Annotated in this window: 13 protein-coding genes; all 13 read left to right on the top strand. The window is 72.7% G+C overall.

All coding sequences use genetic code 11. The features are described from left to right. Positions 1-11 precede the first annotated feature (11 nt). Positions 12-275, top strand: coding sequence for a phosphoribosyl-ATP diphosphatase (locus J1M46_RS04685; protein ID WP_206446751.1), 264 nt, complete (start codon positions 12-14; stop codon positions 273-275). Between the two features lie 38 nt (positions 276-313). Next, on the top strand, positions 314-1,153 hold the full coding sequence (hisG, locus tag J1M46_RS04680; protein ID WP_206446749.1) for an ATP phosphoribosyltransferase: 840 nt from the start codon (positions 314-316) through the stop codon (positions 1,151-1,153). Positions 1,154-1,187: 34 nt separating this feature from the next. Further along, on the top strand, positions 1,188-1,946 hold the full coding sequence (gene hisF, locus J1M46_RS04675) for an imidazole glycerol phosphate synthase subunit HisF (RefSeq protein WP_206446748.1): 759 nt from the start codon (positions 1,188-1,190) through the stop codon (positions 1,944-1,946). An 80-nt stretch (positions 1,947-2,026) separates the two neighbouring features. Continuing rightward, on the top strand, positions 2,027-2,413 hold the full coding sequence (gene hisI / locus J1M46_RS04670) for a phosphoribosyl-AMP cyclohydrolase (protein WP_206446747.1): 387 nt from the start codon (positions 2,027-2,029) through the stop codon (positions 2,411-2,413). After that, entirely contained in the window at positions 2,410-3,939 is a 1,530-nt protein-coding gene (locus J1M46_RS04665) for a chorismate-binding protein (RefSeq protein WP_206446746.1), read from the top strand. The genes hisI and J1M46_RS04665 overlap by 4 nt, the downstream gene beginning before the upstream one ends. Continuing rightward, complete coding sequence (locus J1M46_RS04660; RefSeq protein ID WP_206446745.1) at positions 3,936-4,496, top strand: Trp biosynthesis-associated membrane protein; 561 nt, start codon at positions 3,936-3,938, stop codon at positions 4,494-4,496. Before J1M46_RS04665 ends, J1M46_RS04660 begins: the two co-directional genes overlap by 4 nt. A gap of 58 nt (positions 4,497-4,554) precedes the next feature. Continuing rightward, positions 4,555-4,824, top strand: a complete 270-nt coding sequence (locus J1M46_RS04655; RefSeq protein ID WP_446698558.1) for a DUF6704 family protein — start codon at positions 4,555-4,557, stop codon at positions 4,822-4,824. A 2-nt stretch (positions 4,825-4,826) separates the two neighbouring features. Further along, entirely contained in the window at positions 4,827-5,615 is a 789-nt protein-coding gene (gene trpC, locus J1M46_RS04650) for an indole-3-glycerol phosphate synthase TrpC (protein WP_206446744.1), read from the top strand. Next, a complete protein-coding gene (trpB, locus tag J1M46_RS04645) occupies positions 5,612-6,826 on the top strand; it encodes a tryptophan synthase subunit beta (RefSeq protein ID WP_206446743.1) in 1,215 nt (404 codons plus the stop codon). Before trpC ends, trpB begins: the two co-directional genes overlap by 4 nt. Next, positions 6,823-7,674 carry a tryptophan synthase subunit alpha gene (gene trpA / locus J1M46_RS04640; protein ID WP_206446742.1) on the top strand — a complete coding sequence of 284 codons (852 nt, stop codon included), beginning with the start codon at positions 6,823-6,825 and terminating at the stop codon, positions 7,672-7,674. The genes trpB and trpA overlap by 4 nt, the downstream gene beginning before the upstream one ends. Further along, positions 7,671-8,858, top strand: a complete 1,188-nt coding sequence (lgt, locus tag J1M46_RS04635) for a prolipoprotein diacylglyceryl transferase (protein ID WP_342384277.1) — start codon at positions 7,671-7,673, stop codon at positions 8,856-8,858. The genes trpA and lgt overlap by 4 nt, the downstream gene beginning before the upstream one ends. 78 nt (positions 8,859-8,936) lie before the next feature. Continuing rightward, complete coding sequence (gene gltB / locus J1M46_RS04630; RefSeq protein WP_446698557.1) at positions 8,937-13,532, top strand: glutamate synthase large subunit; 4,596 nt, start codon at positions 8,937-8,939, stop codon at positions 13,530-13,532. Continuing rightward, positions 13,525-14,976 (top strand): glutamate synthase small subunit, encoded by a 1,452-nt coding sequence (locus J1M46_RS04625; protein ID WP_206446741.1) that lies wholly within the window; start codon positions 13,525-13,527, stop codon positions 14,974-14,976. Before gltB ends, J1M46_RS04625 begins: the two co-directional genes overlap by 8 nt. Positions 14,977-15,044: the final 68 nt, after the last annotated feature.

Below are 15,044 nucleotides of genomic sequence, written 5' to 3'. Positions count from 1 at the left end.
AGCCTGGAGAGGTGAAGACCTTCGACGAGCTGCACGCAGAGCTCGAGCGCACCCTCGCCGAGCGCCCGGCCGGCTCCCGCACCGTCGAGCTCGTCGACGCCGGGGTGCACGCCATCGGCAAGAAGATCGTCGAGGAGGCCGCCGAGGTCTGGATGGCCGCCGAGCACGAGACCGATGAGGATGCCGCGCTCGAGATCTCGCAGCTGCTGTACCACCTGCAGGTGCTGATGCTCGCGAAGGGCATCTCGCTGCAGGACGTCTACCGACATCTCTGACGCGCCCCACCACATCCGTCAGAGTCGTGAAGGAAGTCATGCTGAAGATCGCCGTGCCCAACAAGGGCTCGCTGGCCGAGACGGCCGCCTGGATGCTCGACGAGGCCGGCTACCGCGGCCGCCGCGACGGCAAGGAGCTCATCGTCGTCGACGCGCGCAACGAGGTGGAGTTCTTCTTCCTCCGCCCGCGCGACATCGCGACCTACGTGGGCTCGGGCGCGCTGGATGTCGGCATCACCGGCCGCGATCTGCTGCTCGACTCGCGCTCCGACGCGGTCGAGGTCGAGGGGCTCGGCTTCGCGCGCTCGACCTTCCGCTTCGCGGGCCCCGCCGGCCGCTTCCAGAGCGCCGCCGACCTGCAGGGCGTGCGCATCGCCTCGAGCTACACGACGCTCGTCGAGGATCACCTGGCCGAGCACGGCGTGACGGCCGAGCTCGTGCGCCTCGACGGCGCCGTCGAGTCGTCGGTGCGACTCGGGGTGGCGGATGCGGTGGCCGACGTCGTCGAGACCGGCGCCACCCTGCGCGCCCAGGGCCTGGAGGTCTTCGGCGATCCCATCCTCACCAGCGAAGCCGTGCTCATCTCGAACGGCGGCAGCCCGGAGGGCCTGACACGGCTCAAGCGTCGGCTGGACGGCGTCATGGTCGCCCGCGACTACGTGCTCGTCGACTACGACATCGAGCGCTCCCGCCTCGACGCGGCCATCGGCATCGCGCGCGGCTTCGAGAGCGCCACCGTCAGCCCGCTGCAGCGCGAGGGCTGGGTGGCCGTGCGCGTCATGGTGCGCCGCGACGACACGAACCAGATCATGGACGCCCTCGACGACGTCGGCGCGACGGCCATCATCGTCTCGCGCATCCACGCCGCGCGCCTCTGACGCCGGGCCAACCGCTTCCGACAGGAGTCTCCCGATGCTCGCCACCCGCGTCATCCCGTGCCTCGACGTCGCGCACGGCCGCGTCGTCAAGGGCGTGAAGTTCCAGGGCCTGACCGACCAGGGCGACCCGGTCGAGCTCGCCGCGCGCTACGCCGAGCAGGGTGCCGACGAGCTGACCTTCCTCGACGTGAAGGCGACCGTCGACGACCGCGGCACGATGCTCGACGTGGTCGAGCGCTGCGCCGAGCAGATCTTCATCCCGCTCACCGTCGGCGGCGGCGTGCGCGAGCGCGACGACGTCGCCCGGCTGCTGGCGCACGGCGCCGACAAGGTGGGCGTGAACTCGGCGGCGATCGCCGACCCGAGCCTCATCGACCGCGTCGTGGCCGACTTCGGCTCGCAGGTGCTGGTGCTCTCGCTCGACGTGCGCCGCTCGGCCGAGCAGCCGAGCGGCTTCGAGGTCACCACGCACGGCGGCTCCCGCGGCGCCGGGCTCGACGCCGTCGCCTGGGCCCGGGAGGGCGTGGCGCGCGGCGTCGGCGAGCTGCTCGTCAACTCGATCGACGCCGACGGCACGAAGGAGGGCTTCGACCTCGAGCTGCTGCGGCTCGTGCGCGCGGCAGCCACGACGCCCGTGATCGCCTCCGGTGGCGCGGGCGAGCCCGCGCACTTCGCGCCCGCCGTCGAGGCGGGGGCCGATGCGGTGCTCGCCGCCAGCATCTTCCACAGCGGGCAGTGCACGATCGGCGAGGTCAAGCGGGCGATGGCGGATGCCGGGGTGACGGTGCGATGAACACAGGTGACGGTGCGATGAACACAGGTGACGGTGCGATGAACGCGGGTGACGGTGCGATGAACGCAGGTGACGGTGCGATGAGCGCGGGTGACGGTGCGATGGGCGAGCTCGAGCTGCCGACGCTGAAGAAGGATGCCGACGGCCTGGTGGCCGCAGTCATCCAGGACGACGCGAACGGCGACGTGCTGATGGTCGGCTACATGGACGACGAGGCGCTGCGCCGCACCGCGAGCGAGGGCCGCGTCACCTTCTGGTCGCGGTCGCGACAGGAGTACTGGCGCAAGGGCGACACGAGCGGCCACATCCAGGTGCCGCGCTCGATCGCGCTCGACTGCGACGGCGACGCCATCCTCATCCGGGTCGAGCAGACCGGCCCCGCCTGCCACACCGGCGCCCGGTCGTGCTTCTTCACGCCCATCCCGATGACGCAGGCGCAGACCGGCGGCTCGGGGGAGCGGGCGTGACCGACACCGACCGCGCCGCCTTCGACGCGCTGCTGCCCGGCCACCGCATCGTGCCGGTCGTGCGCGAGGTCTTCCTCGACGCCGAGACGCCGGTGGGCGTCTACCGCCGGCTCGCCCAGGGGCCAGACGGCGCCGGCCGGCCCGGCAGCTTCCTGCTCGAGTCGGCGCAGCAGGGCGTCTGGAACCGCTACTCCTTCGTCGGCGTCGCCTCCTTCGGGCAGCTGACCGCCGACCGCGGCCGCGTCGAGTGGCGCTCCGAGCTCGTCAGCGCGGATCGCCTGCTGGGGAGGGACGCGCCGGCGGGCGGCCTCGCCACCGTCGAGCACGTGCTGCGCCGCTGGGCGACCCCGCGCATCCCCGGCCTGCCGCGCCTGACCAGCGGCATGGTCGGCCACATCGGCTGGGAGGCCGTGCGCGAGCTCGAGCACCTGCCCGACGCGCCAGAGCGCGACGTCGACGTGCCCGCCATCGCCATGTCGCTCGCCGCCACCCTCGTCGTGCTCGACCACCGCACGGGCGCGGCGCACCTGGTCGCGAACGTGCTGAACGACGGCACCGACGACGCGGATGCGCTGTGGCGCGACGCGCAGGCCCGGCTCGACGCGCTCGAGCAGGAGCTCACGCGCCCGCAGCCGGGCTCGATCGCCGCGCTCGACCGCGATGCGGCGCCGCGGCCCACCTCGCGCGTGAGCGCCGACGACTACCGCGGCATGGTGGAGCGCTCCAAGCGGCACATCGTCGACGGCGACGTCTTCCAGGTGGTGCTCTCGTCGCGCTTCGACCTGCCCACCGACGCCGACCCGCTCGAGATATACCGGGTGCTGCGGGTGCTGAACCCCTCGCCGTACCTCTACCTGCTGAGCCTCGAGACCGCCGACGGCGAGCCCTACGCGGTGGTCGGCTCGAGCCCCGAGGCGCTCGTCACCGTGCACGAGGGGCGGGCGACCATGCACCCGATCGCGGGATCCCGCCCGCGCGGCGCCGACGCATCCGCCGACCGCGACCTGGGCGAGGAGCTGCTGGCCGACCCGAAGGAGCGCGCCGAGCACGTCATGCTCGTCGACCTCGCCCGCAACGACCTCGCGAAGGTGTGCCGCCCGGGCAGCGTGGCGGTGACCGAGCTGATGGCGATCGAGCGCTTCAGCCACATCATGCACATCGTCTCGACCGTCGAGGGCGAGATGCGCGCCGACGCCTCGGCGGTCGATGCCTTCCGCGCCACCTTCCCCGCCGGCACCCTCTCCGGTGCGCCGAAGCCGCGCGCGCTCGAGCTGATCGACGAGCTCGAGAGCGCCCAGCGCGGCGTCTACGGCGGGGTGGTCGGATGGTTCGACCTGGCCGGCGATGCGGATCTCGCGATCGCGATCCGCACGGTCACGCTGCGGGCGGGCGTCGCGCACGTGCAGTCGGGCGCTGGCCTGGTGGCCGACAGCGACCCGGAGACCGAGTTGCAGGAGGTGCGCAGCAAGGCGGCCGCGCCGCTGCGGGCCGTCGCGGTGGCCTCGTCGATGCGGCACCGGCGATGAGCGGGCTGCTGGCGCGCGGCCGGCTGATCGCGGCGCTCACGCTGCTGCTGGCGGCGGCGCTCGGGCTGATCGCCGCCACCCAGCCGTGGGGCAGCGCCACGCTCGTCGACGGCCGGGTGCTCGCGGCCACGGGGCAGGAGCTGGCCGGGGCGCTGACGACCATGTCGCTCGCCTGCGCGGTGCTCGCGCTCGTGCTGCCGATCGCGGGCCGCATCTGGCGGTACGTGCTGGGCGTGCTCGCGGTGCTGCTGGGCGTCGGGCTCATCCTGCACGTCAGCGGCGCCCGGGCGGGGGTGGCGTCCGCGCTCGACGCGCTGGTCGCGGAGGCCACCGGCCTCTCCGGCACGGCGCAGGGCGCCGAGATCGCCGCGCGCAGCATCGAGGGCGCCGCCGGCTTCGGGATCGCCGCCGGCTGCGTCGCGATCGTGGCGGCGCTGTGGGTGCTCGTCACCGCCCACCGCTGGCCGCCGCGCGCCAAGCGCACCGCCCGCTACGAGCGCAGCGGATCCGGCCTCGCGTGGGATGTCATGGACGACGGCGAGGATCCGACTCGGTAGACTGCTGGCAGGCGCACCCGGCGCGCCCGAGTTCGACCGGCATCACCCGAGGAGCATCGTGAACGCACGCAGCAACGGCATCAGCGACGACCACGCGGCACAGCTGCACGTGGCCGACTACGACCCGGCGTTCGTCGACCCGGGCCACGGCAACTCGAAGGCCGCCTGGGCGAGCGTCATCGTGATGCTCGTCGCCGTCCTGTTCGGCACGTTCTTCTTCGTGCTCGACCTGCCGATGCTGGTGTGGGCGAGCGCGGGCCTGCTGCTCATCGGCGCCGTCCTCTGGCCGATCCTCGTGCGGGCCGGCCACGGCGTGCAGGACCACTGACCGTGCTCGACGCGCTCACTGCGGGCGCGCTCGAGGATGCGGCTCGGCGGCGCGAGAGCCTGCCGACGTCCCGCCTGGAGTCGATCGCGCTCCGGACGCCGCAGCCGCTCGACGCCGCCGCCATCCTCGGCACGCCGAAGACCGACTCTGACGGCCCGCACATCATCGCCGAGGTGAAGCGCGCCAGCCCCTCGAAGGGCCCGCTCGCCGACATCCCCGAGCCCGCGTCGCTCGCCGCCAGCTACGCCGCGGGCGGGGCGAGCGCCATCAGCGTGCTCACCGAGGAGCGCCGCTTCCTGGGCTCGCTCGACGATCTGCAGGCGGTGCGCGCCGCCGTCTCGGTGCCGGTGCTGCGCAAGGACTTCATCGCCGACGAGTACCAGCTGCTGGAGGCGCGCGCCTACGGCGCCGACCTGGCGCTGCTGATCGTCGCCTCGCTGACGCCTGCGCGGCTCGCCCAGCTGCACGGCTTCGCGCGCGAGCTCGGCCTGTCGGTGCTGGTCGAGGTGCACGACGAGCACGAGATCGATGCCGCGCTCGAGTCGGGCGCGCGCATCCTGGGCGTCAACACCCGCGACCTCAAGACCTTCACGATGCACCCCGGCCGCTTCGGTGAGCTGCGGGCGCGCATCCCCGCCGGCACCGTCGCGGTCGCCGAATCGGGCGTGCGCGAGGCCGAGGATGTCGCGCGCTACCGGCGTGATGGGGCGGATGCGGTGCTGGTCGGGGAGGCGCTCGTCACCCACGGCGACCCCGCGGCCCGCGTCGCCGAGTTCGGAAGGGCATCATGACCGACACGCGGCTGCGCGACCACCACGGCCCCTGGTACGGCCCCTACGGCGGTGTCTACATGCCGGAGCCGCTGATGGCGGCGATCGACGAGCTCACCGCCTGCTACGAGCAGTGCCGCACCGACCCGGCCTTCCAGGCCGAGTTCGCGCGGCTCTCGCGCGATTACACCGGGCGGCCCTCGCTGCTGACCGAGGCGACGCGGCTGAGCGAGCAGGCCGGCGCCCGCATCCTGCTCAAGCGCGAGGATCTCAACCACACCGGCAGCCACAAGATCAACAACGTGCTCGGTCAGGCGCTGGTCGCGCAGCGGCTGGGCAAGACCCGCCTGATCGCCGAGACCGGTGCCGGCCAGCACGGCGTCGCCACCGCGACGGCGGCCGCGCTGTTCGGCATGGAGTGCGTCGTCTACATGGGCGAGGTCGACACCGAGCGCCAGGCGCTCAACGTCGCCCGCATGCGGCTGCTGGGCGCGACGGTCGTGCCGGTCACGAGCGGCTCCCGCACGCTGAAGGACGCCATCAACGAGGGACTGCGCGACTGGGTCGCGAACGTCGACACCACGCACTACCTGATGGGCACCGTCGCCGGCCCGCACCCCTTCCCCGAGATGGTGCGCGACTTCCACCGCGCCATCGGCGAGGAGGCGCGCGAGCAGACCATCGCGATGACCGGCGGCCTGCCGGACGCCGTGCTCGCCTGCGTCGGCGGCGGCTCGAACGCGATGGGCATCTTCCACGCCTTCCTCGACGACGCCGGTGTGCGCCTGATCGGCCTCGAGGCCGCCGGCGACGGCGCCGACACCGAGCGCCACGCGCTCTCGATCGAGCGCGGAGCCCCCGGCCTGCTGCACGGCATGCGCACCTACCTGCTGCAGGACGAGGACGGCCAGACGCTCGAGTCGCACTCGATCTCCGCCGGCCTCGACTACCCGGGCGTCGGGCCCGAGCACGCCTGGCTCAACGACATCGGCCGGGCCGAGTACCTGCCGGTGAGCGACGCGGAGGCGATGGATGCGTTCCTGGCGCTCACGCGCGCTGAGGGCATCATCCCCGCCATCGAGTCGGCGCACGCCGTCGCCGGTGCGCTGCGGCTCGCGAAGGAGCAACCGGGCTCGACGCTCGTCGTCTCGCTCTCGGGCCGGGGCGACAAGGACGTCGCCACCGCCGGGCGCTGGTTCGACATGCTCGACGAGGGAGCGCAGCAGCAGTGAGTCGTGAGCAGGCACCGAGCACCACCGAGGCCGCGATCCGCGCCACCGGCAACCGCGCCCTGATCGGCTACCTGCCGGTCGGCTACCCCGACCAGGCCACCTGCGTCGAGGCGGTGGTCGCGCTCGCCGAGGCCGGCTTCACCGCCGTCGAGCTGGGCGTGCCGTACAGCGACCCGGGCATGGACGGCCCGGTCATCCAGGCCGCCACGCAGGCGACGCTCGAGCGCGGCTTCCGGCTCGAGGAGCTCTTCCAGACGCTCGAGGCGATCAGCGCCCGCACCGACATCCCGCTGCTGGTGATGACCTACTGGAACCCGGTGCTGCGCTACGGCGTCGACCGCTTCGCACAGCGCTTCGCGGCCGCCGGGGGCGCAGGGCTCATCACCCCCGACCTGACGCCCGAGAACGCCGCCGAGTGGCTCGCCGCCGCCGAGCGCCACGGCCTCGACCGCGTCTTCCTCGCGGCCCCCTCCTCCTCCGACGCGCGCCTCGACGCCGTCATCGACGCATCCACCGGGTTCGTCTACACGGTCTCGACCATGGGCACGACCGGCACCAGGGCGGATGTCGATCAGGCCGCCCGGCAGCTCGCCGATCGCATCGCCGTGCGGGCCGAGACGCTCGGTCGCGACACGCTGCGCTGCGTCGGCGTCGGCATCTCCACCGGCGAGCACGTGCGGCAGGTGCTGGACTACGCCGACGGCGCGATCGCGGGCTCCGCGCTCGTGCGCGCACTCGGCGAGGGCGGGGTGCCCGCGCTCCGCGAGCTCGCCGCCTCCCTCGCCCTCGGTACACTCGACGGCGGCCCGGCGACGCCGGCACCAGCAGAGAAGGGCATCCCCGCGTGACAAGCCAGTCCGGAGCAGCACTGCTCCAGAGCATCCCCAGTCCCAGCCCCGAGTGGCAGCAGCTGGCCATCGGCCAGTGGCTCGAGGCGCTCGGCATCATGCCGCTCGTGCAGGGCTCGGTGCTCGGCGCGGTGGTCGTCGGCATCGTGCTCGGCATCGTCATCGCGGTGGTGGTGCTCGGCATCTGGCTGTTCACCGGCCGCCTGACGCGCAAGGACGCCGGCTGGACGCTGCTGATGAGCCTGCTGTTCGGCGTCGTGCTGGCCTTCCTGCTGCGCTTCGTGGGCCCGAGCTGGGGCATCCAGACCTACGCGCTGTGCATCCTCGCCGGCATCGTGATCGCCACGCTGCTCACCGGCTACCGGCTGCGGCAGCGCGGCGTCGACGCCGGCTACGTGATCGACATCGCTGTCTGGGCGGTGCTGCTGGGCATCGCCGCCGCACGCCTCTTCCACGTGCTCACCCACCCCGACGACTACTTCGGCGTCGGCCGCGACCCGATGACCGCGTTCTACATCTGGGAGGGCGGCATCGCGATCTTCGGCGCCCTCATCGGCGGCGCGGTCGGCATCTGGATCGGCTGCCGCACCACCGGCGTGCGCTTCACCACCTTCGTCGACGCGCTCGCCCCCGGCCTGCTGCTCGCGCAGGCCTTCGGCCGCTTCGGCAATTGGTTCAACCACGAGCTCTTCGGCCAGCCCACCGACCTCCCATGGGGCCTCGAGATCGAGGCGACCAACCCGGCCTTCCCGGTCGGCCTGCCGCCGGAGACGCTCTTCCACCCCACCTTCGCGTACGAGATCGTCTGGAACGTGCTGGGCGCCGCGCTGCTGCTGTGGCTCGACCGCAAGCGCGACATGCAGTGGGGTCGCCTGATCGCGCTCTACCTGATCTGGTACGGCCTGGGCCGCTCGGTGTTCGAGACCATCCGCCTCGACCCCTCCGAGCTGCTGCTGGGCATCCGCACCAACGTCTGGATGGCGTTCCTCGCGATCGCCGTCGGCGTGGTCGTGTGGGTCGTGCAGACGCGCCGCCACCCGGGGCTCGAGCCCTCGCCGTGGCAGCCAGGGCGCGAGCCGGGGGCCGAAGAGGGTGTAGATTCTGACGTCTACACCGAGCTCCCCGAGACCCGCACCCAGGACGAGGCTGAGCCCGCCGCAGAACCCGCGGCCCCCACCAGATAGGGACTGCGCGCCCCTGAGCGCGCTGCGGGCCGATGGCGTCCCGCTCCGACCCGCAGCACGCACAGCACAGGAGCACACATGCGCACGATCAGCGATCTCTCGAACGGGGCCTTCACCTCGCGGGGCCTCGGCCTGCCGGCCGCGACAGGCATGTACCACCCCAGGCACGAACGCGACTCATGCGGCTTGGCGATGGTCGCCACGACGCGGGGGACGGCAGGCCACGACATCGTCGCGCTGGCGCTCGAAGCGCTGCGCAACCTCGAGCACCGCGGCGCGGTCGGCTCTGACGCAGGCACCGGGGACGGCGCAGGCATCCTCACCCAGATGCCGGATGCGTTCCTGCGGGCCGTGGTGGACTTCGAGCTCCCAGAGGCGGGCACGTTCGCCGCCGGGCTCGCCTTCCTGCCGCTGGACGAGGCGGAGCGCCGGGGCGTGCAGGAGCGCATCTGGGAGCTCGCCGGCCAGGAGCGCCTGCGGGTGCTCGGCTGGCGCGAGGTGCCCACCGTCCCCGACGCGCTCGGCACGCTCGCCCGCGAGGCCATGCCGGCCATCCACCAGCTCTTCGTGACCGGAGCCAACGGCCCGACGACGGGCATCGAGCTCGACCGGCTCACCTGGCGGCTGCGCAAGCGCATCGAGCGCGAGCTGGGCGAGTACCTGCCCTCGCTCTCCAGCCGCACCATCACCTACAAGGGCATGGTCACCACGCTCCAGCTGGAGCCGTTCTACCCCGATCTGTCGGACGAGCGCTTCGAGACGAAGCTCGCGATCGTCCACTCCCGGTACTCGACCAACACCTTCCCCTCCTGGCCGCTCGCGCAGCCGCTGCGGATGATCGCCCACAACGGCGAGATCAACACGGTCGAGGGCAACCGCAACTGGATGCGCGCCCGCGAGTCGCAGCTGGCGAGCGAGCTGCTGGGCGACCTGCGCCCGCTCACGCCCATCGTCACGCCCGGCATGAGCGACTCCGCCTCCTTCGACGAGGTGCTCGAGCTGCTCACGCTCGCAGGCCGCTCGCTGCCGCACGCGGTGATGATGATGGTGCCGCCCGCGTGGGAGAACCAGCCGGAGATGCCCCGCCGGCTGCGCGAGTTCGCCGAGTACCACTCGCTGCTGATGGAGCCGTGGGACGGGCCGGCAGCCATCAGCTTCACCGACGGCACCGTCGTCGGCGCCACCCTCGACCGCAACGGCCTGCGGCCCGGCCGCTGGCTCGAGACCTCCGACGGCCTGATCGTGCTGGCGAGCGAGACGGGCGTGCTGCCGATCGAGCCCAGCCGCGTCGTCCGCCGCGGCCGCTTGCAGCCGGGCGTGCTGTTCCTGGTCGACACCGAGGCCGGCCGCGTCGTGCCGGATGAGGAGATCAAGCGCGAGCTCGCGCAGATGGAGCCATGGGGAGAGTGGCTCGAGTCGAGCCGCATCCACCTGCACGACCTGCCCGACCGCGAGCACGTGGCGCACACCGCCGCATCCGTCACCCGCCGCCAGCGCACCTTCGGCTACACCGAGGAGGAGGTGAAGATGCTCATCGGGCCGATGGCCAAGACCGGCGCAGAGCCGCTGGGCGCGATGGGCTCCGACACGCCCGTCGCGGTGCTGGCCGAACGCCCGCGGCTGCTGTTCGACTACTTCACGCAGGCCTTCGCGCAGGTGACGAACCCGCCGCTGGACTCGCTGCGCGAGTCGATCGTGACGAGCATGTCGATGGGGCTGGGCCCGGTGCGCAACCTGCTCACCGCGACCCCCTCGCACGCGAGCCAGATCATCCTCGACTTCCCCGTCATCGACAACGACGCGCTGGCGAAGATCCGCTCCATCGACCGCACGCCCGGCTCCCGCCGCACCGTGGTGGTCAAGGGGCTCTACCGGGTCGACGACGGCCCAGAGGCGACGCAGGCAGAGGCGACGCAGGCAGAGGCGATGGAGCGGCGGCTGGCCGAGATGTGCCGCGAGGTCGACGAGGCGATCGTCGACGGCGCGCAGTACGTCATCCTCTCCGACCGCGACTCGACCGACCAGCTCGCGCCCATCCCGACCCTGCTCATGACGAGCGCCGTGCACCACCACCTGATCCGCGCATCCACTCGCATGCGGGTCGGCATCGTGGTGGAGGCCGGCGACGTGCGCGAGGTGCACCACGTGGCGCTGCTGATCGGCTACGGCGCGAGCGCCGTCAACCCCTACCTGGCGATGGAGACCGCCGAGCAGCTGGCCCTCACCGGGCAGCTGGGCGCCGACGTCGACACGGCCGTGCGCAACCTCATCAACGCGCTCGGCAAGGGCGTCACGAAGATCATGTCGAAGATGGGCATCTCGACCGTCGGCTCCTACGGCGGCGCGCAGGCGTTCGAGGCCATCGGCCTCTCGCAGGCGCTCGTCGACCGCTACTTCACCGGCACCCACTCGCCGCTGGGCGGCGTCGGCCTCGACGTGATCGCTGAGGAGAACCGGCTGCGGCACCGCGCCGCCTACCCCGACGAGCGGGCGCCCTTCGCGCATGAGCGGCTGGCGACCGGCGGCGAGTACCAGTGGCGCCGCGACGGCGCCCCGCACCTATTCAACCCCGAGACGGTCTTCAAGCTGCAGCACGCGACCCGCACGGGCCGCTACGAGGTGTTCCAGGAGTACACGCGGCTCGTCGACGACCAGGCGGAGCAGCTGCAGACGCTGCGAGGTCTGATGAAGCTGCAGACGGATGCGGTCACTCCCGTGCCGATCGACGAGGTCGAGTCGGTCGCGTCCATCGTCACGCGCTTCTCCACCGGGGCCATGAGCTACGGCTCGATCTCGCAGGAGGCGCACGAGACGCTCGCGATCGCCATGAACCGGCTGGGCGCGAAGTCGAACACCGGCGAGGGCGGCGAAGACGTCGAGCGGCTGCTCGACCCCGAGCGGCGCAGCGCCATCAAGCAGGTCGCCTCCGGCCGCTTCGGCGTCACGAGCATGTACCTCACGCACGCCGACGACCTGCAGATCAAGATGGCGCAGGGCGCCAAGCCCGGCGAGGGCGGGCAGCTGCCGCCCGGCAAGGTCTACCCGTGGGTGGCCCGCACCCGGCACGCGACCGCCGGCGTCGGCCTCATCTCGCCCCCGCCGCATCACGACATCTACTCGATCGAGGACCTCAAGCAGCTGATCTTCGATCTCAAGCGCGCCAACGCATCCGCCCGGGTGCACGTGAAGCTCGTCTCCCAGTCGGGCATCGGCGCGGTCGCGGCGGGCGTGGCGAAGGCGAAGGCCGACGTCGTGCTGGTCTCCGGCCACGACGGCGGCACGGGCGCGAGCCCGCTCAACTCGCTCAAGCACGCCGGCACCCCGTGGGAGATCGGGCTCGCCGAGACCCAGCACACGCTGATGGTCAACGGCCTGCGCGAGCGGGTCAGCGTGCAGGTCGACGGGCAGCTGAAGACCGGCCGCGACGTGATCATCGGCGCGCTGCTGGGGGCGGAGGAGTTCGGCTTCGCCACCGCGCCGCTGGTGGTCTCGGGCTGCATCATGATGCGGGTCTGCCACCTCGACACCTGCCCGGTGGGCGTCGCCACGCAGAACCCGGTGCTGCGCGAGCGCTTCACCGGCAAGCCGGAGTTCGTGGTGCAGTTCTTCGAGTTCCTGGCCCAGCAGGTGCGCGAGCTGCTCGCCTCGCTGGGCCTGCGGTCGCTCGACGAGGCGATCGGCCGCGCCGACCTGCTCGACGTCGACCCGGCGATCCGCCACTGGAAGGCCGCCGGGCTCGACCTCGCCCCCGTGCTCGCGCAGCCCGCGGGCGCGAAGGGCGCGCCGCGCAGGATGACCGAGCAGGATCACGAGCTCGAGCAGCAGCTCGACACCGCGCTGCTGCCGCAGCTCGAGCGTGCGCTGGCGGCGGGGGAGTCGCTGGTGCTGGATCTGGAGATCGCGAACACCGACCGAGCGGTCGGCGCCATGCTCGGCAACGCCGTCACGAAGCGCGCGGGGGAGGCCGGGCTCGAGCCCGGCACGATCGACCTGACGCTGCGCGGCTCCGCCGGCCAGTCGCTCGGCGCCTTCATCCCGCGCGGCATCGCGCTGCGGCTGCACGGCGACGCCAACGACTACGTCGGCAAGGGGCTCTCCGGCGGCCTCGTGACCGTGCGCCCGCCCGCGGACGCCGCGCTGGTCGCCGAGCACAACGTGATCGCCGGCAACGTGATCGGCTACGGCGCCACCAGCGGCGAGCTCTACCTGCGCGGTGTCGTGGGCGAGCGCTTCCTGGTGCGCAACTCCGGCGCGACCGCCGTGTGCGAGGGCGCCGGCGACCACGCGCTCGAGTACATGACCGGCGGCATCGCCGTCATCCTCGGCGACACCGGGCGCAACATCGGCGCCGGCATGTCCGGCGGCTGCGCCTACATCCTCGACCTCGACCGGCGGCTGCTGAACCAGGACGCCTTCCACCAGGGCGAGCTGCGCATCGACCCGCTGCAGGAGGAGGACCGCATCGAGCTGCGCGCCATCCTCTCCCGGCACCTCGAGCTGACCGGCTCGAGCGTCGCCGAGGCGCTCTTGGCGACCGACCTGCAGCGCATCGCAAAGCTCGTGCCGCGCGACTGGGCCGCCGTCCGCGACATCCGCCTGGATGCCGAGCGGGCAGGCGTCGACCCCGATTCCGACAACATCTGGCGCAAGATCCTGGAGGTGACCGGTGGCTGACCCGCGTGGATTCCTGAAGGTGACGGAGCGCGAGCTCCCCAAGAAGCGCCCGGTGCCGGTGCGCATCCTCGACTGGCGCGAGATCGGCGAGCCGGGCGACAGGGCCGTGCTCAAGCGGCAGGCGGGCCGCTGCATGGACTGCGGCGTGCCCTTCTGCCACCAGGGCTGCCCGCTCGGCAACCTCATCCCCGAGTGGAACGACCTCACCTGGCGCGGCGAGGGCCGCGCCGCGAGCGACCGCCTGCACGCGACCAACAACTTCCCCGAGCTCACCGGCCGGCTGTGCCCGGCGCCCTGCGAGTCGTCGTGCGTGCTGGGCATCAACCAGCCGGCGGTGACGATCAAGTCGATCGAGCAGACGATCGCCGACGAGGCCTTCGCGAACGGCTGGACCGAGCCGCACCCGCCCGCGCGCCTGACCGGCAAGACGGTCGCGGTGGTCGGCTCCGGGCCGGCCGGGCTGGCCGCCGCGCAGCAGCTCACGCGCGCCGGCCACACCGTCGCCGTCTACGAGCGCGACGACCGCATCGGCGGCCTGCTGCGCTACGGCATCCCCGACTTCAAGCTCGAGAAGCACACCATCGATGCGCGGCTCGCCCAGATGCAGGCCGAGGGCACCCGCTTCCGTGCCGGCATGGAGATCGGCAGCGACATCAGCTGGCACGAGCTGCACGAGCGCTTCGACGCGATCGTGGTCGCCACCGGCGCACCGGCAGCGCGCGAGCTCGACATCCCCGGCCGCGGCCTCGACGGCGTGCACCCGGCGATGACCTACCTGGTGCAGCAGAACCGCGCGGTCGCCGGCACCGAGCCCGCCAACCAGATCACCGCGCAGGGCAAGCACGTGGTGGTGCTCGGCGGCGGCGACACCGGCTCCGACTGCATCGGCACCGCGCACCGGCAGGGTGCGCTCTCGGTCACGAACCTCGCGATCGGCGTGCAGCCGCCCACCGAGCGGCCCGAGCACCAGCCCTGGCCCGTGCACCCGAACCTGTTCGAGGTGCAGACCAGCCACGAGGAGGGCGGCGAGCGCACCTACCTCGCATCCACCGTCGAGTTCGTCGCGAACGCGGCCGGCGAGGTGCGAGCGCTCAGGATCGCCGACACCGAGATCGTCGACGGCACCCGCCGCCCCAAGGCGGGCACCGAGCGCGAGATCCCCGCCGATCTGGTGCTGCTGGCGCTGGGGTTCACGGGGGCGGATGCGTCCATCGGCGAGGCGCTGGGCGTCCCGTTCGAGCGCGGCCTGCCGCAGCGGCGGCCCGACTACTCGACCGAGCGGCCCGGCGTGTTCGTCGCCGGCGACGCCGGCCGCGGCGCATCGCTCATCGTCTGGGCGATCGCCGAGGGCCGCGCGGCGGCCGCGGCGGTCGACGCCTACCTCGAGGGCTCGAGCGAGCTGCCCGCACCCGTGCGGGCGACCGACCGGCCGTTCGCGGCCTGACCACCCACCTGCCGGGCGGATGCGCGGGCGCGCCCCGCGCATCCGCCTGGCAGGATGGAACCGTTCGT

Origin of the sequence: Agrococcus sp. KRD186 (genome assembly GCF_017168255.1) — a bacterium.
In the GTDB taxonomy this organism is placed as follows: Bacteria; Actinomycetota; Actinomycetes; order Actinomycetales; family Microbacteriaceae; genus Agrococcus.
The sequence above is the reverse complement of the archived record's forward strand: the minus strand, read 5'-3'. Positions and strand labels throughout refer to the sequence as shown.

What these genes read in the sequence shown, in the direction of transcription:
- trpB (WP_206446743.1), top strand. Translation starts at nt 5,612, where the DNA reads ATGACCGACACGCGGCTGCGCGACCACCACGGCCCCTGGTACGGCCCC.
- hisG (WP_206446749.1), top strand. Translation starts at nt 314, where the DNA reads ATGCTGAAGATCGCCGTGCCCAACAAGGGCTCGCTGGCCGAGACGGCC.
- hisI (WP_206446747.1), top strand. Translation starts at nt 2,027, where the DNA reads ATGAGCGCGGGTGACGGTGCGATGGGCGAGCTCGAGCTGCCGACGCTG.
- gltB (WP_446698557.1), top strand. Translation starts at nt 8,937, where the DNA reads ATGCGCACGATCAGCGATCTCTCGAACGGGGCCTTCACCTCGCGGGGC.
- J1M46_RS04660 (WP_206446745.1), top strand. Translation starts at nt 3,936, where the DNA reads ATGAGCGGGCTGCTGGCGCGCGGCCGGCTGATCGCGGCGCTCACGCTG.
- hisF (WP_206446748.1), top strand. Translation starts at nt 1,188, where the DNA reads ATGCTCGCCACCCGCGTCATCCCGTGCCTCGACGTCGCGCACGGCCGC.